20 protein-coding genes are annotated in these 24,852 nt (G+C 69.5%); 16 read left to right on the plus strand and 4 right to left on the minus strand.

Going from position 1 to position 24,852, the window contains the following annotated elements:
* Window positions 1-88: 88 nt before the first annotated feature.
* The gene (locus ACFOES_RS00485) at window positions 89-2,260 is read right to left on the minus strand and encodes a hypothetical protein (protein WP_377830782.1); all 2,172 of its coding nucleotides are present in this window, start codon (window positions 2,258-2,260) and stop codon (window positions 89-91) included.
* A 280-nt stretch (window positions 2,261-2,540) separates the two neighbouring features.
* Here ACFOES_RS00485 and ACFOES_RS00490 point away from each other — a divergent pair, with 280 nt between their 5' ends.
* From ACFOES_RS00490 to ACFOES_RS00535, 10 genes are all read left to right on the plus strand, one after another.
* Entirely contained in the window at window positions 2,541-3,578 is a 1,038-nt protein-coding gene (locus ACFOES_RS00490) for a rod shape-determining protein (RefSeq protein WP_377830783.1), read from the plus strand.
* A 45-nt stretch (window positions 3,579-3,623) separates the two neighbouring features.
* On the plus strand, window positions 3,624-4,541 hold the full coding sequence (gene mreC / locus ACFOES_RS00495) for a rod shape-determining protein MreC (protein WP_377830784.1): 918 nt from the start codon (window positions 3,624-3,626) through the stop codon (window positions 4,539-4,541).
* Window positions 4,534-5,073, plus strand: a complete 540-nt coding sequence (locus ACFOES_RS00500; RefSeq protein WP_377830785.1) for a rod shape-determining protein MreD — start codon at window positions 4,534-4,536, stop codon at window positions 5,071-5,073. The genes mreC and ACFOES_RS00500 overlap by 8 nt, the downstream gene beginning before the upstream one ends.
* On the plus strand, window positions 5,070-7,010 hold the full coding sequence (mrdA, locus tag ACFOES_RS00505; protein WP_377830786.1) for a penicillin-binding protein 2: 1,941 nt from the start codon (window positions 5,070-5,072) through the stop codon (window positions 7,008-7,010). Before ACFOES_RS00500 ends, mrdA begins: the two co-directional genes overlap by 4 nt.
* A 16-nt stretch (window positions 7,011-7,026) precedes the next feature.
* Entirely contained in the window at window positions 7,027-8,166 is a 1,140-nt protein-coding gene (gene rodA / locus ACFOES_RS00510) for a rod shape-determining protein RodA (RefSeq protein WP_377830787.1), read from the plus strand.
* A gap of 140 nt (window positions 8,167-8,306) precedes the next feature.
* Window positions 8,307-9,245: a 2-hydroxyacid dehydrogenase gene (locus tag ACFOES_RS00515; protein ID WP_377830788.1), complete on the plus strand. Its 939-nt coding sequence runs from the start codon at window positions 8,307-8,309 to the stop codon at window positions 9,243-9,245.
* 177 nt (window positions 9,246-9,422) lie between these two features.
* The gene (locus tag ACFOES_RS00520; RefSeq protein WP_377830789.1) at window positions 9,423-9,887 is read left to right on the plus strand and encodes a hypothetical protein; all 465 of its coding nucleotides are present in this window, start codon (window positions 9,423-9,425) and stop codon (window positions 9,885-9,887) included.
* Window positions 9,888-9,889: 2 nt separating this feature from the next.
* Entirely contained in the window at window positions 9,890-10,273 is a 384-nt protein-coding gene (locus tag ACFOES_RS00525) for a VOC family protein (protein WP_377830790.1), read from the plus strand.
* A 40-nt stretch (window positions 10,274-10,313) separates the two neighbouring features.
* On the plus strand, window positions 10,314-11,465 hold the full coding sequence (locus ACFOES_RS00530) for an iron-containing alcohol dehydrogenase (RefSeq protein WP_377830996.1): 1,152 nt from the start codon (window positions 10,314-10,316) through the stop codon (window positions 11,463-11,465).
* 34 nt (window positions 11,466-11,499) lie between these two features.
* Complete coding sequence (locus ACFOES_RS00535; protein WP_377830791.1) at window positions 11,500-12,738, plus strand: NAD(P)/FAD-dependent oxidoreductase; 1,239 nt, start codon at window positions 11,500-11,502, stop codon at window positions 12,736-12,738.
* A 48-nt stretch (window positions 12,739-12,786) separates the two neighbouring features.
* On the opposite strand, the gene ACFOES_RS00540 is transcribed toward ACFOES_RS00535, so the two are convergent.
* The gene (locus ACFOES_RS00540) at window positions 12,787-14,091 is read right to left on the minus strand and encodes a UDP-glucose dehydrogenase family protein (RefSeq protein WP_377830792.1); all 1,305 of its coding nucleotides are present in this window, start codon (window positions 14,089-14,091) and stop codon (window positions 12,787-12,789) included.
* Between the two features lie 183 nt (window positions 14,092-14,274).
* Between ACFOES_RS00540 and ACFOES_RS00545 the strand changes: the two genes are divergently transcribed.
* Window positions 14,275-15,933 carry a sulfatase-like hydrolase/transferase gene (locus ACFOES_RS00545; RefSeq protein ID WP_377830793.1) on the plus strand — a complete coding sequence of 553 codons (1,659 nt, stop codon included), beginning with the start codon at window positions 14,275-14,277 and terminating at the stop codon, window positions 15,931-15,933.
* 369 nt (window positions 15,934-16,302) lie between these two features.
* Here the strand turns inward: ACFOES_RS00545 and ACFOES_RS00550 are convergent, their stop codons facing one another.
* Complete coding sequence (locus ACFOES_RS00550; protein ID WP_377830794.1) at window positions 16,303-17,307, minus strand: aldose epimerase family protein; 1,005 nt, start codon at window positions 17,305-17,307, stop codon at window positions 16,303-16,305.
* An 80-nt stretch (window positions 17,308-17,387) separates the two neighbouring features.
* A complete protein-coding gene (locus tag ACFOES_RS00555; protein ID WP_377830795.1) occupies window positions 17,388-18,338 on the minus strand; it encodes a zinc ABC transporter substrate-binding protein in 951 nt (316 codons plus the stop codon).
* A gap of 90 nt (window positions 18,339-18,428) precedes the next feature.
* Between ACFOES_RS00555 and ACFOES_RS00560 the strand changes: the two genes are divergently transcribed.
* The 5 genes from ACFOES_RS00560 to topA all read left to right on the plus strand — a co-directional run bounded on the left by ACFOES_RS00560 (window position 18,429) and on the right by topA (window position 24,821).
* Window positions 18,429-18,932, plus strand: coding sequence for a Fur family transcriptional regulator (locus ACFOES_RS00560; RefSeq protein ID WP_377830796.1), 504 nt, complete (start codon window positions 18,429-18,431; stop codon window positions 18,930-18,932).
* Window positions 18,929-19,729, plus strand: coding sequence for a metal ABC transporter ATP-binding protein (locus ACFOES_RS00565; protein WP_377830797.1), 801 nt, complete (start codon window positions 18,929-18,931; stop codon window positions 19,727-19,729). The genes ACFOES_RS00560 and ACFOES_RS00565 overlap by 4 nt, the downstream gene beginning before the upstream one ends.
* Window positions 19,722-20,516: a metal ABC transporter permease gene (locus ACFOES_RS00570; RefSeq protein WP_377830798.1), complete on the plus strand. Its 795-nt coding sequence runs from the start codon at window positions 19,722-19,724 to the stop codon at window positions 20,514-20,516. Before ACFOES_RS00565 ends, ACFOES_RS00570 begins: the two co-directional genes overlap by 8 nt.
* Before the next feature lie 135 nt (window positions 20,517-20,651).
* Window positions 20,652-21,902, plus strand: coding sequence for a DNA-processing protein DprA (dprA, locus tag ACFOES_RS00575; RefSeq protein ID WP_377830799.1), 1,251 nt, complete (start codon window positions 20,652-20,654; stop codon window positions 21,900-21,902).
* 201 nt (window positions 21,903-22,103) lie between these two features.
* A complete protein-coding gene (gene topA, locus ACFOES_RS00580) occupies window positions 22,104-24,821 on the plus strand; it encodes a type I DNA topoisomerase (RefSeq protein WP_377830800.1) in 2,718 nt (905 codons plus the stop codon).
* The last annotated feature ends 31 nt before the right edge of the window (window positions 24,822-24,852 follow it).

Consider the following 24,852-nt stretch of genomic DNA (forward strand, 5'->3'; position numbering starts at 1 on the left):
CCGGTCCGACCGGGACAAGGAAACGGGCCCCGGGATCGCTCCCGGGGCCCGCTCCGTTTCGCCCCTCTCGGGTCCGGTCCGACCGTGGTCAGACCAGATCGAAGGTGATGTCGCCGGCCAGCAGCGCCACGTTGTCGAGCAGGATCGTGTTCGCCCCGCCGGCGCCGTAGGTGATCGTGGTGTCGGTGCCGTCATTGGTGACCGAGACCGAGCTGGGATCGAGCGTCCCGAGGAAGATGCGGATCGTGTCATCCACGGCAACGAAGTTCTCGATGGTGTCGGCGCCGTTGCCGGTGCCGGCGAAGAACACGAAGGTGTCGATGCCGAGGCCGCCGTCCATCACGTCGTTGCCGGCGCCGCCGACAAGCACGTCGGCCCCAAGGTTGCCGTAGAGATGGTCAGCGCCCAGACCGCCTTCCAGCCGGTCCGCGTGCTTGCCGCCATACAGCGCGTCGGCGCCCGCGTTGCCCTGCAGCAGGTCATTGCCGTCGTTGCCGACCAGCTTGTCGTTGCCGGCAAGCCCCATCAGCACGTTCCTGACGCTGTCGCCGCGCAGGTCGTCGTCGAAGTCGGTCCCGCGGATGTTCTCGACCTTGACGAGCGTGTCGCCCGTGGCCTCGCCGGTATTGATGTTCGGCGCCAGCATGGCCACCGTCACCCCGGTCGCGGCCCCGCGATAGTCCGCCCAGTCGATACCGCCGCCGCCGAACAGCGCGTCGGCACCGTCGCCGCCGCGCAGCCAGTCGCCGTGATCGCCACCGTAGATGGTGTCATCGCCCAGGCCGCCCCAGATCGTGTCATATCCGAGATCGCCGACCAGCTGGTCGTCACCGGTGCCGCCGTAGATCCGGTCGGCATTGGCGCCGCCATTGATCGTGTCATGGCCGTCGGCGCCGATGATCGTGTCGTTGCCGGACCCGCCGTAGATCAGGTCGCTGGCACCGCCGCCGTTGATGAAGTCGCTTCCGCCCTGACCGAAGATCATGTCCGAGCCTTCGTTGCCGAAGATCACGTCATCGCCATCGGCCGCCAGAACCTCGACGGTCTGGGCCGTGCTGACCATGGTCGAGGCGGTATCGCTGGCATAGGCGCGCACGACGATGCGCTCCTCGGCGTCGGGATCGAGCCCGGTCAGGTCGACCTCGTAGCGCAGCCCGAGCGGGGTCTGCACCAGGGCCGTCGAGGCGATGGTCTGGATCAGCGAACCGTCAAGCCAGATTTCCACCCGGTCGACGTCGGCCGCGTCGATGCCGCTGCCGAGAATCGAGGCGCTCAGCGCGCCCGGGTCGGTGACGATCTCGGCCGAATCGTTGTCGATGCCGTCATCGAGCAGGTCGAGCGGGTTCTCGGACGCACCGGAGCCGACACCGATCGCGGTGATCTTGGCGTCGATACCGGTGGGATCGATCAGCGTCTGCACCTCGTCATCGTAGGAGTAGCTCGACGGCACCCCGTCGGACATGAACCAGACATAGTTCTGGCCCGCCGGCGCGCCACCGAAGAAACTGATCGATTCCTGGAGCCCGTAGTCGTAGTAGGTCGAGCCGCCATAGCTGAGCGCCTTGGCGGCGGCCACGATGTCGAGAACGCCGTCATTGTTGGCGTCCTGGTCGACGCGACCGCTGAACACGGTCGACGCCGTGCTGTCGAAGCGTGCAAGCTGCACGTTCGCATCGGGCAGCTTGGCGTCGTTGATCATCGAATCGACCAGCGCCAGAACGCCCGCGATCTCGCCATCCAGAACCGTGTCGGAATAGCCGTCGCCGTTCAGGTCACCCACCGGGGTGCCCGAGTAGGTGCTGCTGGTGCTGCCCGAGGTGTCGACCACGACCGAAACGTTCACGTTCTGATTGGTCACGGCGGCCGTCGAGACGAAGCCGCTGATCGTGTAGGCGGTATCGGCGGAACTGTCGGGCGCCGTCAGGCTGACCGAGAAGTCCTGGCTGGTGGCCGGGATCGTGGTCGTGTTCGAGGTCGTCACCGGCGTGCTCGAGCCGCCGCCGGCGCCCAGGTTGTCACCGAAGATCACGTCGCTGCCGGTCCCGCCGGAGATGATGTCGTCGCCGTCGCCGCCCTCGATGGTGTCGGCGTCGGCATCGCCCGCAATCAGGTCATCGCCCGCCTCGCCCAGCAGGTTGTCGAACCCTTCACTGCCAATGATGATATCGTCGCCACCATCTCCCGAGATACTGTCGTTCGAGATGTCTCCGACGAGGATGTCGTCCTTTACCGTACCGGTAAGAATATCGAATACTAGCATTGTAAAATCTCCCGCGGCTCAAATTGCACTCACGGAAACGTTACCAGATTTGAATTCGATTTTTATGATCCATATCAAGACGCGCCGGATCGTGATCGGGACGGGTTGACGCAGTTGTGTCCGGATCGGGCGCCACGCCCCCGCGAACGTGCGGTTTTGCGCCCATTGCGCCGCCGCAGCCCCCTTTTCATCCAAGGCGCCGTTGCCTATAAGGACCCGCCTGCACTTCTGCCGGAAGGGCAGGAAACCAAGGGCAAGGCGCAACAAGGATCACCCCAGCATGGTTGGCATTTCGGGCATCTTCTCGTCGGACATGGCGATCGACCTCGGCACGGCGAACACGCTCGTCTACGTCAAGGGTCGCGGCATCATCCTGAACGAGCCCTCGGTGGTCGCCTATCACGTCAAGGACGGCAAGAAGCAGGTCCTGGCGGTGGGCGAGGATGCCAAGCTGATGCTGGGCCGGACCCCGGGCTCGATCCAGGCGATCCGGCCGATGCGCGACGGCGTCATCGCCGATTTCGACGTCGCCGAGGAAATGATCAAGCATTTCATGCGCAAGGTGCACAAGCGCACGACCTTCTCGAAGCCGAAGGTCATCGTCTGCGTGCCCCATGGCGCCACCCCGGTCGAGAAGCGGGCGATCCGCCAGTCGGTGCTGTCGGCCGGCGCCCGCCGCGCCGGTCTGATCGCCGAACCGATCGCCGCCGCCATCGGCGCCGGCATGCCGATCACCGACCCCACCGGCTCGATGGTGGTCGATATCGGCGGCGGCACGACCGAGGTCGCGGTGCTGTCGCTGGGCGACATCGTCTATGCCCGCTCGGTCCGGGTCGGCGGCGACCGCATGGACGAGGCGATCATCTCCTACCTGCGGCGGCAGCAGAACCTGCTGATCGGCGAAGCCACCGCCGAGCGGATCAAGACCCAGATCGGCACTGCGCGGATGCCCGATGACGGCCGCGGCGCGGCGCTGCAGATCCGCGGCCGCGACCTGCTCAACGGCGTGCCGAAGGAGACCGAGATCAACCAGGCCCAGGTGGCCGAGGCGCTGGCCGAACCGGTGCAGCAGATCTGCGAGGCGGTGATGATCGCGCTCGAGGCCACCCCGCCCGACCTGGCCGCCGACATCGTCGATCGCGGCGTGATGCTGACCGGCGGCGGCGCCCTGCTGGGCGAGCTGGACCTGGCGCTGCGCGAGCAGACCGGCCTGTCGATCTCGGTCGCGGACGAGTCGCTCAATTGTGTCGCATTGGGCACCGGCAAGGCGCTGGAATATGAAAAGCAACTGCGCCATGTGATAGATTACGACAGCTAACACGGGCGCCGGCCGCAGGTAGCGGCGCCTAAGGATGGGGCAGTCGTGGCGAAGGACCGTAACGGACAGGAGGACTTCGTACGTCCGATCAGGAACATCCTGATCGGGATGACGATCTTCGTCCTGGTGGCGATTTTCGCCCTGTGGCGCATCGACAGCCCGCGCGTCGAACGCTTCCGCGCCGCGCTGATCGACCGGGTGGTGCCGAATTTCGACTGGGCCCTGATCCCGGTGACCAAGCTGGCCGACATGGCCGACAGCTTCGAATCCTACTCCCGGATCTACGAGCAGAACCAGGAGCTTCGCCGCGAATTGCAGCAGATGAAGGCCTGGAAGGAGGCGGCGCTGCAGCTTGAGCAGAAGAACGCCAAGCTGCTCGACCTCAACCAGGTCCGGCTCGACCCCAAGCTGACCAAGGTGACCGGCGTGGTCCTGGCCGACAGCGGCTCGCCCTTCCGCCAGTCGGTGCTGCTCAATGTCGGCGCCCGCGACGGCATCGTCGACGGCTGGGCGGTGATGGACGGGCTCGGGCTGGTGGGCCGGATCTCGGGCGTCGGCCGCACGACCAGCCGGGTGATCCTGCTGACCGATTCGACCAGCCGGATCCCGGTGACGATCCAGCCCTCGGGCCAGCGCGGCATCGTCGCCGGCGACAATACCGCCGTGCCGCCGCTCGACTTCGTCGAGAATACCGACATGGTGCGGGCCGGCGACCGGGTGGTGTCTTCGGGCGACGGCGGCGTTTTCCCCTCGGGCCTGCTGGTCGGCCAAGTGGTGCAGGGCGCCGATCACCGGCTGCGGGTGCGGCTGGCGGCGGATTACGAGCGGCTCGACTTCCTGCGCGTGCTGCGCAGCCACCCGACCGAGCGGATCACCGATCCCGGCAGCCTGGTGACGCCCCCCGACGCGCCGCTGCCGTCGCCCCCCGCGACGACGGGGACGGCGGGGGCGACCGATGGCTGAGCCGCTCACCCGCACCCGCTGGGCCTACCGCGCCCTCTATGTCGCCATCGCCGGCTTCCTGATGTTCGTCCGCCTGCTGCCACTCGACACCGCGCCGGTCAGCTGGCCCGGCCCCGACCTGCTGCTGGGCGTCACCTTCGCCTGGGTGCTGCGCCGGCCCGATTACGTCCCCGCCCTGCTGATCGCGGCGGTGATCCTGCTCGAGGACCTGCTGCTGATGCGGCCGCCGGGGCTGTGGGCGGTGATCGTGCTGGTCGCCTCGGAATTCCTGCGCGGCCGGGTGGCGCTGATGCGCGAGGTCAACATCCTGACCGAATGGCTGATGGTCTCGGTGGTGATGTTCGCCGCCTTCATCGCCTATCGCCTCGCCTTCGTGCTGGTCGTCCTGCCGCAGCCCGATTTCGGCTTTGCCCTGATCCGCGTCCTCGGCTCGATCGTCACCTATCCGCTGGTCGTCGCGGTCACCGCGCTGGTCTTCGGACTGCGCAAGACGGCGCCGGGCGAGGTCGATGCGCTGGGGAGGCGGATATGAGACGCCCGGGCCGCGAGAACGGCGAAAGCCAGCGCAGGATCTCGCGCCGCGCCCTGATGCTGGGCGGGGCTCAGGCGGCGGTGGTCGCCGCGCTGGGGCTGCGCATGCGCTACATGCAGGTCGAGGAGGCCAAGCAGTACCGCATGCTGGCCGACGAGAACCGGATCAACATCCGCCTGATCCCGCCGGCGCGCGGCCTGATCTTCGACCGCAACGGCATCCTGCTGGCCGGCAACGAGCAGAATTACAGCGTTGTCATCGTGCGCGAGGACGCCGGCGACGTGCCGGCGGTGCTGAACAAGCTGTCCGAGCTGATCCCGCTGAGCCAGGACGACATCGACCGCACGCTGAAGGAGATCAAGCGCCGCAGCCCCTTCGTGCCGATCACCGTCGCCGACCGGCTGAGCTGGGACGACCTGGCCCGGGTCGCGGTCAACGCCCCGGCCCTGCCCGGCGTCTCGCCGGCGGTCGGGCTGTCGCGGCATTACCCGCTCGACAAGGATTTCGCCCATGTCGTCGGCTATGTCGGCCCGGTCAGCGAGCGCGACCTGCAGCGGCAGGAGGATCCCGACCCGCTGCTCCAGATCCCCAAGTTCCAGATCGGCAAGGTCGGGGTCGAGGCCAAGGAGGAGACAATCCTGCGCGGCAAGGCCGGCACCAAGCGGATCGAGGTCAACGCCGTCGGCCGGGTGATGCGCGAGCTCGACCGGACCGAGAGCACGCCGGGCTCGAACGTCCAGCTGACCATCGACGCGGCGCTGCAGAACTACGTCCAGGCGCGGCTGGCCGGCGAAAGCGCCTCGGCGGTGGTGATGGACGTCCAGACCGGGGCGCTGGTGGCGATCGGCTCGGCGCCCTCGTTCGATCCGAACAAGTTCGTCCGCGGCATCTCGTCGAAGGACTACAACGCGCTGATGCAGAACGATCACCGGCCGCTCCTGGACAAGGCGGTCACGGGCACCTATCCGCCGGGCTCGACCTTCAAGATCGTCTCGGCGCTGGCGGCGCTGCATGCCGGCAAGCTCGACCCGCAGGAGACGATCTACTGCCCCGGCTATGTCGAACTGGGCGGCCGGCGCTTCCACTGCTGGAAGCATGGCGGCCACGGCAAGGTCGACCTGCAGCGCAGCCTGGCCGAGTCCTGCGACGTCTATTACTACGAGGTCGCCCAGCGGGTCGGGATCGAGGCGATCAGCGCGATGGCGGATTCCCTCGGCCTCGGCATCCGCCACGACCTGCCGCTGTCGGGCATCGCCTCGGGGCTGAACCCGACCAAGAAATGGAAGCAGCAGCGGCGCCATTCCGACTGGCTGATCGGCGACACGCTGAACGCGGCCATCGGCCAGGGCTACGTGCTGTCCTCGCCGCTGCAGCTGGCGGTGATGGCAGCCCGTGTCGCCACTGGCCGGGCGGTCGAACCGCGGCTGATCCAGTCGATCGACGGCATCGACCAGACCGCCGGCGCAGTCCCGGCGCTCGACCTCGCCGCCGGCGCCCTGAGCGGCGTGCGGCAGGGCATGTTCGGCGTCGTCAACGGCCGCCACGGCACCGCCCGCAGCGCCCGTATCGACCTCGACAACCTGCGCATGGCGGGCAAGACCGGCACCAGCCAGGTCCGCAACATCACCGCGGCCGAACGCGCCCGCGGCGTGATCCGCAACGAAGACCTGCCCTGGAACCGGCGCGACCATGCGCTGTTCGTCTGCTACGCGCCCTTCGACGCGCCGCGCTACTCGGTCTCGGTGGTGATCGAGCACGGCAGCTCGTCGCATAACGCGGCGGTGATCGCGCGCGACATCATGCTCCAGGCGCTTTACGGCAAGCTGCCGCCGCTGACCGCCTACCCCGCCCACCAGCGCAAGAAGATCGAGGAAGAGCAGAAGGCGCTGCAACTGCGCCAGCTGGCCCCGCAAGCGCCGGCGCGGTCGCGGGCGTGAGGGAAGGAGACCGGCGATGAGCTATCTCGAATATACCGTCAAGCACGTGCCTTCGGGCCTGCGCAAGGTGCTGCATGTCAACTGGGCGCTGGTGCTGCTCCTGACCGCGGTCTCCTCGGTCGGCTTCCTGATGCTCTACTCGGTCGCCGGCGGTTCCCTCGACCCCTGGGCCGGGGCCCAGATCAAGCGTTTCGTCCTCGGGCTGGGGGTGATGTTCTTCATCGCCTTCGTGCCGATCTGGTTCTGGCGCAACATGGCCGGGCTGGCCTACGGGGTCTCGCTGCTGCTGCTGGTCGTGGTCGAGATGTTCGGCACCGTCGGCATGGGCGCGCAACGCTGGATCGACCTCGGCTTCATGCGGCTGCAGCCCTCGGAGCTGATGAAGATCGCCCTCGTCATGCTGCTGGCGGCCTATTACGACTGGCTCGACCCGAAGAAGGTGTCGCGCCCGTTCTGGGTGCTGGTGCCGGTGCTGCTGATCCTGGTGCCGACCTTCCTGGTCATCAAGCAGCCCGACCTCGGCACCGCGATCCTGCTGCTGCTGGGCGGCGCGGTGGTGATGTTCTGCGCCGGGGTCAGCCTGTGGTATTTCGGCGTCGTCGCGGCGCTGGGCGCCGGGCTGGTGACGGCGGTGATGATGTCGCGCGGCACCTCGTGGCAATTGCTGAAAGACTACCAGTTCAAGCGGATCGACACCTTCCTCGACCCCGGCTCGGACCCGCTCGGCGCCGGCTATCACATCAGCCAGGCCAAGATCGCGCTGGGATCGGGCGGCTGGACCGGGCGCGGCTTCCTGCAGGGCACCCAGAGCCGGCTGAACTTCCTGCCCGAGAAGCATACCGACTTCATCTTCACCACGCTGGGCGAGGAATTCGGCTTCGTCGGCGCCTTCTCTCTGCTGATGCTCTATGTGCTGATCATCGTCTTCTGCATCTCCTCGGCGATGCAGACCAAGGACCGGTTCTCGGCCCTGCTGATCCTCGGCGTCGCGGCAACCTTCTTCTTCTATTTCGCCGTCAACATGTCGATGGTGATGGGCCTCGCCCCGGTGGTCGGCGTGCCGCTGCCGCTGGTCTCCTATGGCGGTTCGGCGATGCTGGTGCTGCTGGCCGGCTTCGGGCTGGTGCAGAGCGCCCATATCCACCGGCCGCGCTGAAACGCCGGGCAGTGGCGGGGGCAGAGGCGGGGGGCTGTCTGCCCCCCTGCGCCCCCCGAGGATATTTTCGCTGAGAGGAAGGCAGGCTTGGAGTGCTGACTGGCCCGTGCTAGGCGCTTTGAAACAGCAGGGGATGAGCGATGCCGATCAATGTCTATTTCGCCGCCGGGGCAGCACGCTGGCCGCAATACGAGGCGCCGTTGAAGGCGGCCTTCGCCGAGGCGGGGCTCGACGTGGCGCTGTCGAACGCGGCGCCCGATCCGGCGGCGGTGGATTACATCGTCTTCGCGCCGAACGGCGACATCTCGGATTTCACCCCGTTCGCCGGCTGCAAGGGGGTGCTGAACCTCTGGGCCGGGGTCGAGCAGATCGTCGGCAACCAGACCCTGACCCAGCCGCTGTGCCGGATGGTCGACCCGGCGCTGACCGAGGGCATGGTGGAATGGGTGACCGGCCACGTGCTGCGCCACCACCTGAACACAGACCTGCACGTGCTGAACCAGGACGGCGTCTGGCGCAACGGCGCGGTGCCGCCGATCGCGCGCGAGCGGCCGGTGACGGTCCTCGGGCTGGGCGAGCTGGGCCGGGCCTGCGGCCGGGCGCTGGCGGCGCTGAACTTCCCCGTCACCGGCTGGAGCCGGACCGCGAAGGAGGTCGAGGGCATCCGCTGCCTGTCGGGCGAGGACGGGCTGACCGAGGCACTGGCGGGGGCGCAGATCGTCGTGCTGCTGCTGCCGCTGACCGCCGGGACCGAGAACCTGATGAATGCCGAGCGGCTGGCGGCGCTGCCCGAGGGCGCGGTGATCGTCAATCCCGGCCGCGGACCGCTGATCGACGACGACGCCCTGCTGGCGGCGCTGGATGCGGGGCATATCGGCCATGCCACGCTCGACGTCTTTCGCACCGAGCCGCTGCCGGCCGCGCACCCGTTCTGGGCCCATCCCAAGGTGACGGTGACGCCGCATATCGCCTCGGAGACCCGGGCGCCGAGCGCGTCGCGTGTGATCGCCGAGAACGTGCGCCGCGGCGAGGCCGGCGAGCCTTTCCTCTACGAGGTCGACCGGGCGCGGGGCTACTGACCCCGCGACCGCCCAAACCGTGACCGTCTCGCCCGCGCCGCGCGGCCTCTTTCGATCCGCTGCGGGCGCGGCGCGCGCGGGTGCTACCCCCGCCCCCGCGGATGTGCCACAACGGGCGGGAACGGTTTGACCGGATCGCGCCCGGGCCGGCAAGGACAGGCAACGGGGACGGACAGCATGGCGGGCAATCTGAGTTTCGAGGCGCTGGAAGAGGCCGTCGCGGCGGACGAGATCGACACGATTCTTGCCTGTATCGTCGACATGCAGGGCCGGCTGATGGGCAAACGCTTCCACGCCGCCCATTTCGTCGACAGCGCCTGGGCGGAAACCCATTGCTGCAACTACCTGCTGGCCACCGATCTCGAGATGGCGACGGTGCTGGCGGCCGGGCTGGCCGGGATCGAGGGCGAGATGGAACTGGAACCGCTGACCACCGGCGACGTCTACCAGGCCGAGGGCGTGCAGGCGGTGCCGGGCACGCTGGGCGAGGCGGCACGGCTGATGAACGGCTCGCAGATGCTGCGCGCGGCCTTCGGCGACAATGTCGTCGAGCATTACACCCGCGCCGCGCTGTGGGAGATCGAGGAGCAGAACCGCGTCGTCACCGACTGGGAGCTGCGGCGCGGACTGGAACGGGCCTGAGCATGATCAGCGGCATCGACCATGTCGTCCTGACCGTGCGCGACCCCGACGCGGCGGCGGCGTTCTATGCCCGGGTGCTGGGGCTGGAGCCGGTGACCTTCGGCGCCGGCCGCCGGGCGCTGCGTTTCGGCGACCAGAAGATCAACCTGCAAAGCCTCGGCCAAGAGACGCGCAACCATGCCGGCATCGGCTCGGGCGACCTGTGCCTGTTGACCGACTGGCCCGCCGGCCGGGTGATCGCGCGCCTTGAACAGGCCGGCGTCGCCGTGGTGGAAGGTCCGGTGACGCGCTCGGGCGCGCGGGGGCCGATCACCTCGGTCTATTTCACCGATCCCGACTGCAACCTGATCGAGATCGCAAGCTACCCGGAAGGCGCGGCGGAATGACCGCGCCACAAGACACGAAAGTCGGAGACCGAAGATGACGATGACGCTCAACGGGAACTGGTCCTACCCGACCGCGGTGAAGTTCGGCGCCGGCCGGATCGCGGAACTGGCCGAGCATTGTACCGCCGCCGGCATCGCCGAGCCGCTGCTGGTCACCGACAAGGCGCTGGCCGCCCTGCCGATCACGGCGCAGGCGCTCGACATCCTCGACGCCGCCGGGCTGGGCCGGGCGGTGTTCTCCGAGGTCGACCCGAACCCGAACGAGGCCAACATGGCGGCCGGCATCGCCGCCTACAGGGCCGGCGGCCATGACGGGGTGATCTGCTTCGGCGGCGGTTCGGCGCTCGATCTGGGCAAGATGATCGCGCTGATGGCCGACCAGCCCGAGGGTCTTTCGGTCTGGGACCTCGAAGACATCGGCGACTGGTGGACGCGGGCGGACGGCTCCAAGATCGCCCCGATCGTCGCCGTGCCGACCACCGCCGGCACCGGCTCGGAAGTCGGACGTGCCGGGGTGCTGACCAACTCGCTGACGCACAAGAAGAAGATCATCTTCCATCCCAAGCTGCTGCCGGCGGTGACGATCTGCGACCCGGAACTGACCGTGGGGATGCCGAAGTTCATCACCGCCGGCACCGGCATGGACGCCTTCGCCCATTGCCTCGAGGCCTATTGCTCGCCCCATTATCACCCGATGAGCCAGGGCATCGCGCTGGAAGGGATGCGGCTGGTGATCGAGAACCTGCCCCGCGCCTATGCCGTGCCCGACGACCTGACCGCCCGCGCCCACATGATGAGCGCGGCGGCGATGGGCGCGGTGGCGTTCCAGAAGGGGCTCGGCGCGATCCACTCGCTCTCCCACCCTGTCGGCGCGGTCTACGGCACACACCATGGCACCACCAACGCGGTGGTGATGCCGATGGTGCTGCAGTTCAACCGCCCGGCCATCGAGGACCGGCTGACCCGCGCCGCCGGCTATCTGGGGCTCGAGGGCGGTTTCGACGGCGTCTATGCCCATGTCCTGAAGATGCGCGAGGAGCTTGCCATCCCGGCCAACCTGACCGCGCTGGGGGTCGAGCCCGAGCGTCTGGGCGAACTGACCGAGATGGCGCTGGAAGACCCGTCCTGCGGCGGCAACCCGGTCGAGATGACGCGCGAGAACACCCGCGCCCTGTTCGACGCCTGCATGTGACGGGCCCCACCTTTCGATGGCAACGGGGATGCAGATGAACGGCACGGAAACCAGAGAGATCGCCATCGTCGGCGCCGGCGTCATCGGCCTGACCATCGCCTTGCGGCTGGCGCAGGCGGGGCGCGAGGTGACGCTGATCGACCCGGAGCCGCCGGGCGCCGGCGCCTCCTACGGCAATGCCGGCACCATCGCCGATTACGCGGTGCAGCCGGTCGGCACGCCCTCGGTGCTGAAGAACCTGCCGTCGCTGCTCTTCGACCGCGACTCGCCGCTGGCGATCCGCCGCGCCGCGTTGCCGACGCTGGCGCCCTGGCTGCTGCGCTTCGCCCGCCAGTCGCTGCCCGGCGCCGCCCGGCGCAACGCCCGGGCCCTCGGGGAGCTCACCGCCGATGCCGGCCCGTGCTGGATCGAACTGGCGCGCGAGATCGGCGGCGATGACCTGCTGCGCCGGAACGGCGCGCTCTACCTCTACGACAGCCGCGCCGCGGTCGCGGCCGCCAAGACCGACATGGCCAGCCGCCGCGCCCTCGGCGTCACGGTCGAGCTGATCGGGCCCGAAGAGGTCGCCCGGCTGGAACCCGCCCTGCCGCCGGTGCAGGGCGGCGCCTTCTTCCCCGGGACCGTCTTCGTCGCCGATCCCGGCGCGATGATGGCCCGGCTGGCCGCCGCCGTGGAAGCCGCCGGCGCCCGCTTCCTCACCGCCCGGGCCGAAGGCCTCGCCCGCACCGCCGCCGGCGTCCGGCTCACCGGCCCCGGCCTCGATCTGTGCGCCGACCGCGTCGTCATCGCCGCCGGCGCCCATTCCCGCGCCCTGGCCCGGCAGGCCGGCGACCGGGTGCCGCTGGATACCGAACGCGGCTACCACGTCGAATACGACATGGCGGAGCTGCCGCTCGGCCGCCCCACCAGCCCGACCTCGCGCGGCTTCTACTTCTGCCCGATGGCGGGCCGGCTGCGCGTCGCCGGCACGGTGGAACTGGGCGGCCTGACCGCGCCGCCCTCGCCGCATCGCATCGCCCGGCTAGACGAGGGCGCCCGCAGCATCTTCCCCGAGCTGCCGCCACCGAGCCGGAGCTGGATGGGCTTCCGCCCCTCGATGCCCGACAGCCTGCCCGTCATCGGCCCCTCCAGCGGCGGCGCCGAGGTGCTGCTCGCCTTCGGCCACGGCCATATCGGCCTGACCCTCGCCCCGGTCACCGCGCGGCTGATCGCCGCCGCCCTCGACGGCCGCGCCAACCAAGAGGCCACGGCCTGCCTGCCGACGCGCTTCTGATTTCTTCTTTGCTCAAATACTCCCGCCGGAGGCGTCCGGTCGGGCGCCTCAGCGCCCGACGCCGATATGGGCGTGGAAGCCGGCCTTCTCGACATCCGAGCGATGGTAGAGGTTGCGCAGGTCGGCCATCCGCGGCGTGGCCATGGTCTCGGCCAGCCGCTTGAGGTCGAGCGCCCGGAACTCGTTCCACTCGGTCAGGGTGACGAGCGCGTCGGCGCCCTCGGCGGCGGTATAGGCATCCTCGATCCAGGTCACCCCGGGCAGCAGCGCCTCGCCCTCCTTGCGGCCCTGCGGATCGACAACGCGCACCTTCGCCCCGCCGCCCACCAGCGCCGGCACGATGGTCAGAGACGGCGCCTCGCGCATGTCGTCGGTATTGGGCTTGAAGGTCACGCCCAGCACCGCGATCACCTTGCCGTTGACCGAGCCGCCGCAGAGATCGGTGATGCGTTCGATCATCCGCCGCTTGACCTGCTCGTTGACCGCGATCACCGTCTCGACGATCTCCATCGGCACCGAGTGGTCCTGGCCGATCCGGGCCAGCGCGCGGGTGTCCTTGGGAAAGCACGATCCGCCAAAGCCCGGCCCGGCATGGAGGAACTTGTTGCCGATCCGGCCGTCCAGCCCCATGCCCTTGCTGACCGCCTTGATGTCGGCGCCGACGCGTTCGCACAGCGCGGCGATCTCGTTGATGAAGGTGATCTTGGTCGCGAGGAAGGCGTTGGCGGCGTATTTGACCATCTCGGCCGATTCCAGGTCGGTGAAGACGATCGGGAACTCGCGCAGGAAGAGCGGCCGGTAGATGTCGCCCATCACTGCGCGCGCGCGCTCGGATTCGACGCCGACGACGACCCGGTCGGGGCGCATGAAATCGTCGATCGCCGCGCCCTCGCGCAGGAATTCCGGGTTCGAGACGACGTCGAACGCGGCCTCGGGATTGGCGGCGCGGATCACCTCTTCGACCTGGCGGTTGGTGCCGACCGGCACCGTCGATTTCGTCACCACCACGGCATAGCCGGTCAGGGCATGGGCGATCTCTTCCGCCGCCGCCATGACGTAGGTGAGGTCGGCATGGCCATCGCCGCGCCGGGTCGGCGTGCCGACGGCGATGAACACCGCGTCGGCGCCGGCGACCGCCGCCGCCAGATCGCCGGAGAAGCTCAACCGCCCGGCCTCGACATTCTTCGCCAGCAGCGCGTCCAGTCCGGGCTCGTAGATCGGCACCCCGCCGGCCTCGAGCATCTCGATCTTCTTCGGGTCCTTGTCGACACAGACGACCTCATGGCCGAAATCCGAGAAACACACCCCGGAAACGAGCCCGACATAGCCCGTCCCGATCATCGCGATTTTCATGGCACCGTCCTTGCTGCGCCCCTAGACCCAGTATCCGGGATGCGCCATCGGCAGAGAACTGTCAACGTCGCCGGGGGCCGTCTGCCGGCCCGGTGAGAGCCGCTCGATAGCGTTCCGGTGCCAAAAAGACCGCGCTTGCCAGCCCCTCCGCGCTCTGCTCTGCTCGGCCGCGAGGAGACCGCCATGCCCCAGCCGATCCGCCGGATCCTGTTCATCATGTTCGACCAGCTGCGCTGGGACTACCTGTCCTGCGCCGGCCACCCGCATCTGCAGACGCCGCATATCGACGCGCTGGCGGCCCGGGGCGTGCGCTTCACCCGCGCCTATTGCCAGTCGCCGGTCTGCGGCGCGAGCCGGATGAGCACCTATACCGGCCGCTACGTCCATTCCCACGGCGCCGCCTATAACGGCTATCCGCTCAAGGTCGGCGAGCTGACGCTGGGCGACCATCTGCGCAGGATCGGCATGGACAGCTGGCTGGTCGGCAAGACCCATATGCGCGCCGATGCCGAGGGGATGGCGCGGCTCGGCCTGGCACCGGACAGCGTGATCGGGGCGCGGGTCGCCGAATGCGGCTTCGACATCTTCACCCGCGACGACGGGCTCTGGGCCGAGGGGCCGGACGGGTTCTACGACAGCCGGCGCTCGCCCTATAACGAATACCTCAAGGCGCAGGGCTATGACGGCGAAAACCCCTGGGCCAGCCATGCCAATGCCGGCGTCGACGAGGACGGGCAGATCGCCAGCGGCTGGTTCATGCGCCATGCCGACCGGCCGGCCAATATCCGCGAGGAGGACAGCGAGACGCCATGGCTGACCGCGCGCGCGATGGATTTCATCGAGCAGGCGCAGGCGCCGTGGCTGTGCCACCTGAGCTACATCAAGCCGCACTGGCCCTATATCGTCCCCGCCCCCTATCACGCGATGTACGGGCCGGAACATGTGCCGCCCGCCGTCCGCGACGCGCGCGAGCGCCAGAACCCGCACCCCATCTTCGGCGCCTTCCAGGCCAACGCGATCGGCCGGGCATTCTCGCGCGACGAGGTGCGCGAGAAGGTGATCCCGGCCTATATGGGCCTGATCAAGCAATGCGACGACCAGATGGGGCGGCTCATCGGCCGGCTCGAGGAAACCGGGCGGATGGGCGACACGATGATCGTGCTGACCTCGGATCACGGCGATTACCTGGGCGACCACTGGCTGGGCGAGAAGGACCTGTTCCACGAGCCCTCGGTCAAGGTGCCGCTGATCGTCTACGACCCGCGCCCCGAGGCCGACGCCACCCGCGGCGGCACCTGCGACGCGCTGGTCGAGCAGATCGACCTTGCCGCCAGCTTCATCGACGCCGCCGGCGGCGCGGTGCCCGACCATATCGTCGAGGGCCGCTCGCTGCTGCCCTTCCTGCACGGCGAGGTGCCCGAGGACTGGCGCGATTTCGCGGTCAGCGAATACGATTACGCCACCTCGCCGATGGCGGCGAAGCTGGGCGTCGCCCCGCGCGACGCGCGGCTGTTCATGGTGGCCGACAAGCGGTGGAAGTTCATCCATGCCGAGGGCGGTTTCCGGCCGATGCTGTTCGACATGGAAAGCGACCCGCAGGAGCTGCACGACCTCGGCGACAGTGCCGAGCATGGCGAGGTGATCGCGATGATGCAGGAGCGGCTGGCCCGCTGGGGGCGGCGGATGTCGCAGCGCACGACACGCTCGGACGCCGAGATCCTCGCCGGGCGCGGCGGCTCGGACCGGCGCGGCATCCTGCTGGGGGTCTATGACGAGGGCGAGTGCGATCCCGAGGTGACGGCGAAATATCGCGGCACGGCTGGGCAAAGGTTCGATCTCTGACGACGGGGAGGCGACGAAGCGGCAGTGCCAAGAAAACGTCGTTCCGCCTGCAGACGGAACCGGCCCGCTTCAGCCCCTGTCGCGCCCTTCCCACCTTGTCCGACATGAGCAGGGCATGTGCCTGCCCGTGGAGTGGCGCCCGCAACCATCGAAGCTGATGCTTCATGGTAGCCAAGCCCCTCTGAATTGTGAGCGAAGCACGCAGATGGCCAAAGCGCCAGCCCGCCGGGACGGGCAGGCGCTCGCCCTGCGCGGTTCCAGCGCGCACCGGGCGGAGGTGCGCAGCAAATATCGCAATGTCAGGGGAAACGAAATTTTCAAGTAGCGGTCTTCACCGCCCCGCATCGCCGCCGGAGGAAAGGCCTGCCTCTACCCCGCCTCCACCCGCTCGAACTGCCAGCGCGTGACCTGTTCGTAGCGCCCGCCCGGCGCCAGCGTCACGCTGGGAAAGCCGGGGTGGTTGGGCGCGTCGGGCCAACGCTGGGCCTCGAGCGCGAGGCCGGCGAAGGGGCCGTAGGGCTGGCCGGCATGGCCGGGATAGGCGCCGGAGTTCACCCCGCGGCCATCATAGACCTGCAGCCCGGGCTCCGTCGTCTCCATCACCATCCGAACGCCCTTGGCCCCGATCAGTTCGGCCACCGGGGTCAGCGCGCGCGGCGACCGGGCGAGGCAGAAGCAATGGTCGAAGCCCTCGCTGAGATCAAGGCTGCGCCCGCCCCGCAGGTCGAAGGCGCCGGTGACCGGCCGCGCCTCGCCGGTCGGCAGGCCCTCGTCGGTGACCGGCAGGTAGCGATCGGCCGCCACCCGCAGCCGGTGACCGGCGTAATCGGCGCTGCCGTCGAGGTTCCAGTAGCTGTGATTGGCCAGGCCCATCAGGGTCGGCGCGTCGCTGGTGGCACTCAGGGTCAGGGTCAGCTCGAAACCGGCGGTGAGGGCATATTCGGCGGTGATCTCGCGATTGCCGGGGAACCCCTGGGCACCGTCCTCCAGCGCCAGCCGCAGCACCAGCCGATGCTCTTCGGCCTCGACGATCTCCCACAGCTGCGCCTGGGTGCCGTGCGCCCCGCCATGCAGCAGCACCGCGCCCTCGTTGGCGGGAAAGTCGTAGCGGCGCCCGGCGATCACCGCCGTCGCGCCGCCGATCCGGTTGGCCACCGGCCCGACAATGGCGCCGAAATAGGCCAGCGGCCCTTCATAGGCCGCCACCACGTCCGAGCCCAGCGTCAGGCTGTAGGGCGTGCCGGCCAGCCGCAGATCCTGCAGCACCGCGCCGCGGGTCAGCACGACCGCCGTCAGTTCTCCGCGTTGCAGGCGCACGGCCTGCACCGCGCGCCCATCCGACAGGGTTCCGAAGGACCGGATATCGGCCGCCATCGCGCCCTCCTTGCAGCTGCCCGCCTTCAGGCTTTCCACGCCGGGCCGGTGCGGTCAACCCGCGCGGGCCGTCATGCCGGTCACTCTGTCGCGCAATCGGCGATCGTCTGCGCCAGACCGTCGATCAGCGTGACATAGAGGCCCGGGCCGCGGTCGAGCAGCGTGCCCGCGGGATCGAGCGGGCGCCCCAGCCGGGCACCGGTGCCTTCGGCCACCGCCGCGACCAGCTTGGGGTCCTGGTCGGCATCGGGGAAAACGCAGGCATGGCCGTAGGATTTCAACCTGGCCCGGATCTCGGCCAGCCGCGCCGCCCCGGGCCGCGCCGCGTCGCCCAGCGCGACGGCGCCGACGATGTTGATGCCGTAATGCTTGGCGAAATAGCCGAAGGCGTCATGCGCGACCACCAGCGGCACGGTGGCGACCGGCGCCAGCAGCGCCTGGTTGCGGGCATCGGCGGCCGCGATCCCGGCCTTGGCCTCGGCCGCGTTGGCGCGATAGGTCGCCGCATGCTCGGGGTCGCGGGCGGCGAGATCGTCGGCGATCACGTCAAGCCAGTGCTCGGCATTGGCCGGGTCGAGCCAGGCATGGGGGTTCAGCCCCTCGTGGTGATGCCCCTCTTCGTGGTCATGGTCGTGATCCCCGGCCGCCGCCGCGTCGCGATCCTGGTCGTGGTCGTCGTCCGCGCCGGCGGCGAAGTCCAGGGTGAAGGTCCCGGGCGCATGCAGCAGCGCCACCGCGTTCTCGGCCCCGCCGACGCCTTTCAGCGCCCGGTCGAGCCACGGCGTCAGCTCGGGCCCGATCCAGAAGATCAGGTCGGCCCGGGTCAGCCCCGCCGCCTGCGACGGGCGCAGCTGGAACTCGTGCGGGCTGGCGCCGCGCCCGAGCAGCACCTCGGGCGTGCCCAGGTCGCCCATCACCTGGGCCACCAGCGACTGGACCGGCGGGATATCGGTGACGACGCGGGGCACCTCGGCCCGGGCCATGCCGGCAACGGCGACGAGAATGGCGGCGACAAGGGCGGATCTGCGCATCGGGAACCTCCGGGGATTGTGTAACGGGATGGCATATCGTATGTTATATAATAACAAGTCAAGAGATGTAATAGCATAACAGCGGTCAAAATGCCTAGCTCCTCCGACACCCCCGACCGGGCCGGCACGGCCTTCAGCCGCCACGACCACGATGTCTGCACCGCCGACGTGCTCGACCGCGTCGAGGCCTTGAGCGCCGATCGCGGCGTGCGGCTGACGCCGGTGCGGCGCCGCACACTGGAAATCCTGCTCGAGGCGCATCGGGCGATTGGGGCCTATGATGTGCTCGAGCGGCTGGGCGCGGAAGGATACGGCAAGCAGCCGCCGGTGGCCTACCGGGCGCTCGACTTCCTTGTCGATCAGGGCTTCGTCCACCGCATCCGCCGGCTCAACGCCTTCACCGCCTGCGTCCACCCGGGAGAGTTCCACACCCCGGTCTTCCTGATCTGCCGCAATTGCGACAACGTCGCCGAGGCGCCGGGCGACGACGTCCATACCGCGCTGGTCGCCGCCGGCGACGGCCTCGGCTTCACCATCGAACGCGCCACGCTCGAGGCGCTCGGCCTCTGCCCCCAGTGCCAGGCCAAGCAATGAGCCTGATCGCGGCGGAGAACCTGACGGTCCGCTTCGGCGGCAGCCCGGTGCTGGACGGCGTCGACCTGTCGGTCGAACCCGGCGAGATCGTCACCATCGTCGGCCCCAACGGCTCGGGCAAGTCAACCCTGCTGCGCAGCCTGCTGGGCATCCAGAAGCCCAGCGCCGGCAAGGTGACGCGCAAGCGCGGGCTGCGGCTGGGCTATGTGCCGCAGAAACTGCATGTCGGCCCGGACATGCCGATGACCGTGCGCCGCTTCCTCGCCCTGCCGCATCGCCCCGGCGCGGCCGACGCCGCCGCGGCGCTGGCCCGGGTCGGCATGGCCGGGATGGAAGGGCGGCAGCTCATCGGCCTGTCGGGGGGCCAGTTCCAGCGCGTGCTGCTGGCCCGCGCCCTGCTGGCGCGGCCGGAACTGCTGGTGCTGGACGAGCCGACGCAGGGGCTGGACCAGCCCGGCGAGGCCGCCTTCTACAAGCTGATCGAGGAGGTGCGGCGGGAATATGGATGCGCCATCCTGATGGTCAGCCACGACCTGCACGTGGTGATGAGCGCCTCGGACCGCGTCATCTGCCTCAATCACCATGTCTGCTGCGCCGGCACGCCGCATGTCGTCTCGAACGCGCCGGAATACCGGGCGCTGTTCGGCTACGGCACCGGCGGGGCGCTGGCGCTCTACCAGCACGATCACGACCATAATCATGGGCACGATCACGATCACGGGCACGATCACGGGCCCGATCATGCCCACGAAAACGACCACGCTCACCCCCAGACGCACGAGCACAGCGATGCCTGATCCGTTCCTGATCCGCGCCGCCCTCGCCGGGCTCGGCCTGGCGCTGGCCGCCGGACCGCTGGGCTGCTTCGTCGTCTGGCGCCGGATGGCGTTCTTCGGCGACGCCACCGCCCATGCCGCCATCCTCGGCGTCGCCCTGGCGCTCGGCTTCTCGGTCTCGATCTTCGCCGGCACGCTTGGCGTCGCGCTGCTGATGGCGCTGACCGTCTCAACCCTCGCCGGCCGCGGCTGGGCGATGGACACGACCCTGGGCGTGCTGGCCCATTCCGCGCTCGCCTTCGGCCTGGTCGCGATCAGCTTCGTGCCCGGCGTCCGCGTCGACCTGCAGGCCTACCTGTTCGGCGACATCCTCGCCGTCAGCTGGCGCGACCTGTCCTTCATCTGGGGCGGCGCGGCGCTGGTGCTGGCCGGGCTCGCCTGGCGCTGGTCGGGCCTGCTGACCGCGACGCTGAGCGAAGACCTCGCCCAGGCCTCCGGCGTCGACCCCGCGCGCGAGCGGCTGGTGCTGACACTGGCGCTGGCGCTGGTGGTGGCGGTGGCGATCAAGGTGGTCGGGGCGCTGCTGATCGCGGCGATGCTGATCGTGCCCGCCGCCGCCGCCCGCGGCTTCGCCCGCACGCCCGAGGCGATGGCGGCGCTGGCGACCGCCATCGCCGCCGCCGCCGCGCTGGCCGGGCTCTGGGCCTCGCTGACCTTCGACACCCCCGCCGGCCCCTCGATCGTCGTCGCCGCCGCGGTCGCCTTCACCCTCTCGGCCAGCCTCGGCGGCATGCGTCGCAGCGGTTGAGCGCGACCCCCTTCCGGCCCTCTTGCGGGAAGACAGCTGCGGGCGGGAGCGCGGCCCCTTCGCTCAACCTTGACGCGTTCACCTCGCATTAACTTCGCGCGCGCAACCTGTGAGTCGCGAATGAGGTGATCCAGGATGGCCGAGGATTTGTTTTCTTCCCCCACACCCTTCACCCCACCCACCACGGAAGACGACAGGCTGTCCTGGCTGCGCCTCATTCGCTCCCGCCGGGTCGGGATCAGCACTTTCCACCGCCTGCTGGCCGAACACGGCACGGCCCAGGCCGCGCTGGCGGCGCTTCCACAGGTTGCGCGCGCCGCCGGGGTGCCCGATTACGCCCCCTGCCCGGTCGCGGTTGCCACGGCCGAGATGGCGGCGGCACGGCGGGCCGGGGCGCGGATGCTGTGCTACGGCGCCCCGGGCTACCCGGGCACATTGGCCCAGCTGACCGACGCGCCGCCGGTGCTCTGGGTGCTGGGCGATCCGGCGCTGCTGGCCCGGCCGATGGTGGCGCTGGTCGGCGCCCGCAACGCCTCGAGCCTGGGCACGCGGATGGCGCGGCGCCTCGCCGCCGCACTGGGAGAGGCGGGTTTCGTCGTCGTCTCGGGCCTGGCCCGCGGCATCGACGCCGCCGCCCATGCCGCCGCGCTGGAGACCGGCACGGTCGCGGTGCAGGGCGGCGGGGTCGACGTGGTCTACCCGCAGGAACACGCGAAACTGGCCGGCGAGATCGCGGAACGCGGCTGCCGGCTCTCGGAGCAACCGATCGGCGCGGCGCCGCAGGCGCGGCATTTCCCGATGCGCAACCGGCTGGTCTCGGGCCTGGCCCGGGCGGTGGTCGTGGTCGAGGCGGCGGCGCGCTCGGGCAGCCTGATCACCGCCCGCAGCGCGCTCGACCAGGGGCGCGAGGTGCTGGCGGTGCCGGGCCATCCCTTCGACGCCCGCGCCGGCGGCTGCAACATGCTGATCCGCGACGGCGCCACCCTGGTGCGCGGCGCCGAGGACGTGATCGAGGCACTGGCCCCCGCCCCGCTGCTGCCCGAGCCGCGGCCGGCGGCAGAAACGCTTGAGGCGGAACAGGAAGCCGGTCCGGGCGCGCCCGACATGGCCGCCGACGCCCCCCCTGCCCCCAGGCCGCAAGCGAACGCCCCGCAAGCGAACGGGCCGCAGGCAAAGCCGCGCCGCGCCCCGAATCCCGCCCTGCGCGAGGTTGCCAGGCTGCACCGGGCGATCCTCGACCGGCTCGGCCCCAGCCCGGTGGCCGAGGACCAGTTGATCCGCGACCTGGAGCTGCCCGCCGCCCGGCTGACGCCCGAGATCCTCACCCTCGAACTGGAGGGCAAGCTGCAGCGTCAGCCCGGCGGCTTGCTGTCGCGCCCCGAATGAGGCTGCTCGTCCGCGCCCGTCCGCGCCCCTCCGCGCCATGTCCCGGGCGCGGCGGATGGGCGGCCGCACGCCGCGATTCCGGACGATTCGAGCCGCGGCAACGCCCCTCTGCCTGCCCTGCGGCATAGCCTCCATTGACATTCCCAGCCCTTCGTCCCCATCTTGCGCCGCCCGCCGCCGGGTCATCGCAAAGAGGTTTTCATGGCAGTCGTCGTCGTCGAGTCCCCAGCCAAAGCCAAGACAATCAACAAGTATCTGGGCTCCGACTACACGGTTCTCGCCTCTTACGGCCACGTCCGCGATCTGCCGCCGAAGGACGGCTCGGTCGATCCCGAGCACGATTTCGCGATGAAATGGGAGGTGGCGAGCGACAGCAAGAAACACATCCGCGCGATCACCGAGGCGCTGAAGGACGACGACACGCTGATCCTCGCCACCGACCCCGACCGCGAGGGCGAGGCGATCTCGTGGCACCTGGAACAGGCGCTGGAGAAGAAGCTCAAGGGCAAGAATGTCAGCCGGGTGACCTTCAACGCGATCACCAAGGCGGCGATCCAGGAGGCGATGAAGCACCCGCGCCAGGTCGACGACGCGCTGGTCGAGGCCTACCTGGCGCGGCGCGCGCTCGACTACCTCGTCGGCTTCAACCTGTCGCCGGTGCTGTGGCGCAAGCTGCCCGGGGCGAAATCCGCCGGCCGGGTGCAATCGGTCTGCCTGCGCCTGATCGTCGAGCGCGAGATGGAGATCGAGGCGTTCCAGCCCCGCGAATACTGGAGCGTCGCCGCCCGCCTGACCACGCCGCGCGGCCAGGACTACGAGGCCCGGCTGACCGTTCTGGCCGGCAAGAAGCTGGAACGCTACGACATCGCCACCGCCGAGGCGGCGGAACTGGCCGTCCACGCCGTCACCTCGCGCGCGCTGACCGTGCAGTCGGTCGAGGCCAAGCCGGCGGCGCGCAACCCCTCCGCCCCGTTCATGACCTCGACGCTGCAGCAGGAAGCCAGCCGCAAGTTCGGAATGGGCGCCCGGGCGACGATGAGCGCGGCGCAGCGGCTCTACGAGGCCGGGCACATCACCTATATGCGGACCGACGGCATCGACATGGCGCCCGAGGCGGTGATGGCGGCGCGCGACGCGATCAAGGACCGCTTCGGCGCGGCCTACGTCCCCGACAGCCCGCGGATGTACAAGAACAAGGCCAAGAACGCGCAGGAGGCGCACGAATGCATCCGGCCGACCGACATGTCGGCGGCGCCGGACAAGCTGCGCATCGCCGATGCCGACCAGCGCAAGCTCTACGACCTGATCTGGAAGCGCACCATCGCCAGCCAGATGGCGGCGGCGCGGCTGGAACGGACCACGGTCGAGATCGGCAGCGCCGACGGCCAGGTCGGGCTGCGGGCGACGGGCCAGGTGGTGCTGTTCGACGGCTTCCTCAAGGTCTACGAGGAAGGCCGCGACGATGACGGCGACGAGGACAGCGCCCGCCTGCCGCAGATCATGGAGGGCGAGGCTGCGGGCTTCGCCGCCGGCGCGCTCGAGGACCAGTTCGCCAAGGCGGCCAGCACCGACGATTCGGTGATCGAGGAGGCCGCGCCGGGGCAGATGCGCCGGGCCAAGGGCGCGATCCTCGACGGCAAGGGCGCGGTGCTGGGCGCCCAGCATTTCACCCAGCCGCCGCCGCGCTATACCGAGGCGACGCTGGTCAAGCGGATGGAAGAGCTCGGCATCGGCCGGCCCTCGACCTATGCCAGCATCGTCACCACGATCCAGAACCGCGAATATGTCCGCAAGGACAAGGGCCGGCTGATCCCCGAAGACAAGGGCCGGCTGGTCACCGCCTTCCTGTCGAACTACTTCCGCCGCTATGTCGAATACGACTTCACCGCCGGGCTGGAGGAACAGCTCGACGACGTCTCGGCCGGCGAGCGCGACTACAAGGAAGTGCTGGCCCGGTTCTGGCGCGATTTCTCGGCCGCGATCGCCGAAACCTCGGAGCTGCGCATCGGCGAGGTGCTGGACAAGATCGACGAGGTCCTGGCGCCGCATCTCTACCCGCCGCGCCCCGACGGCTCCGACCCGCGCATCTGCCCGCTTTGCGGCGAGGGCCGGCTGCACCTGAAGACGGCGCGCTCGGGCGGCGCCTTCATCGGCTGCGGCAACTATCCCGAATGTCGCTATACCCGTCCGCTCTCGGCCCCCGGCGGCGAGGACGGCGCGGCGCTGGCGATGGACGGCAAGGTCCTTGGCCATGACGAGAATGGCGAGCCGATCAGCCTGCGCAATGGTCGCTTCGGCCCTTACGTCCAGCGCGGCGAGGCGACCGAGGAGCAACCCAAACCGCCGCGCGCCAGCCTGCCCAAGGGCTGGTCCCCTGCCGACATGGACCTGGAAAAGGCGCTGATGCTGCTCAGCCTGCCGCGCCCGATCGGGCCGCATCCCGACGACGGCGAGCCGGTCGAGGCCGGCATCGGCCGCTATGGACCTTACGTCAAGCACAACCGCACCTATGCCAACCTGCCCGAGGTCGACGAGGTCTTCACCATCGGCATGAACCGGGCGGTCGAGCTGATCGCCGAGAAGGCCAGCCGCGGCCGGGGCCGCGCCGCCGCCGAGCCGATCAAGGAGCTGGGCGAGCATCCCGATGGCGGGGTGATCCAGGTGATGCCGGGCCGCTACGGGCCTTACGTGAAGTGGGAGAAGGTCAACGCCACCCTGCCGAAGGACATCGAGCCCGAGGCCGTGACCTATGAAGAAGCGGTGACGCTGGTCAACGAGAAGGCGGCCAAGGGCGGCAAGCGCAAGGCAGCCGCCAAGAAGACCCCCGCCAAGGCGAAGACGACCAAGGCAAAGACGGCGGCAAAGACCACCAAGGCCAAGACCACGAAGGCGAAGGCGGCGGCGAAAGACGCCGAGTAGCGGCCAAAGCAAAGGGCGGCGGCAGTCTCCT

It is taken from the genome of Acidimangrovimonas pyrenivorans (assembly GCF_042643245.1).
In the GTDB taxonomy this organism is placed as follows: Bacteria; Pseudomonadota; Alphaproteobacteria; order Rhodobacterales; family Rhodobacteraceae; genus Acidimangrovimonas; species Acidimangrovimonas pyrenivorans.

Coding starts and splice junctions, on each gene's coding strand:
- ACFOES_RS00490 (WP_377830783.1), top strand. CDS start 2,541: ATGGTTGGCATTTCGGGCATCTTCTCGTCGGACATGGCGATCGACCTC.
- ACFOES_RS00550 (WP_377830794.1), bottom strand. CDS start 17,307: ATGGCGGCCGATATCCGGTCCTTCGGAACCCTGTCGGATGGGCGCGCG.
- ACFOES_RS00520 (WP_377830789.1), top strand. CDS start 9,423: ATGGCGGGCAATCTGAGTTTCGAGGCGCTGGAAGAGGCCGTCGCGGCG.
- ACFOES_RS00500 (WP_377830785.1), top strand. CDS start 4,534: ATGGCTGAGCCGCTCACCCGCACCCGCTGGGCCTACCGCGCCCTCTAT.
- ACFOES_RS00540 (WP_377830792.1), bottom strand. CDS start 14,091: ATGAAAATCGCGATGATCGGGACGGGCTATGTCGGGCTCGTTTCCGGG.
- ACFOES_RS00515 (WP_377830788.1), top strand. CDS start 8,307: ATGCCGATCAATGTCTATTTCGCCGCCGGGGCAGCACGCTGGCCGCAA.
- topA (WP_377830800.1), top strand. CDS start 22,104: ATGGCAGTCGTCGTCGTCGAGTCCCCAGCCAAAGCCAAGACAATCAAC.
- ACFOES_RS00530 (WP_377830996.1), top strand. CDS start 10,314: ATGACGCTCAACGGGAACTGGTCCTACCCGACCGCGGTGAAGTTCGGC.
- ACFOES_RS00565 (WP_377830797.1), top strand. CDS start 18,929: ATGAGCCTGATCGCGGCGGAGAACCTGACGGTCCGCTTCGGCGGCAGC.
- dprA (WP_377830799.1), top strand. CDS start 20,652: ATGGCCGAGGATTTGTTTTCTTCCCCCACACCCTTCACCCCACCCACC.
- ACFOES_RS00525 (WP_377830790.1), top strand. CDS start 9,890: ATGATCAGCGGCATCGACCATGTCGTCCTGACCGTGCGCGACCCCGAC.
- ACFOES_RS00485 (WP_377830782.1), bottom strand. CDS start 2,260: ATGCTAGTATTCGATATTCTTACCGGTACGGTAAAGGACGACATCCTC.
- rodA (WP_377830787.1), top strand. CDS start 7,027: ATGAGCTATCTCGAATATACCGTCAAGCACGTGCCTTCGGGCCTGCGC.
- ACFOES_RS00570 (WP_377830798.1), top strand. CDS start 19,722: ATGCCTGATCCGTTCCTGATCCGCGCCGCCCTCGCCGGGCTCGGCCTG.
- ACFOES_RS00535 (WP_377830791.1), top strand. CDS start 11,500: ATGAACGGCACGGAAACCAGAGAGATCGCCATCGTCGGCGCCGGCGTC.
- ACFOES_RS00560 (WP_377830796.1), top strand. CDS start 18,429: ATGCCTAGCTCCTCCGACACCCCCGACCGGGCCGGCACGGCCTTCAGC.
- mrdA (WP_377830786.1), top strand. CDS start 5,070: ATGAGACGCCCGGGCCGCGAGAACGGCGAAAGCCAGCGCAGGATCTCG.
- ACFOES_RS00555 (WP_377830795.1), bottom strand. CDS start 18,338: ATGCGCAGATCCGCCCTTGTCGCCGCCATTCTCGTCGCCGTTGCCGGC.
- ACFOES_RS00545 (WP_377830793.1), top strand. CDS start 14,275: ATGCCCCAGCCGATCCGCCGGATCCTGTTCATCATGTTCGACCAGCTG.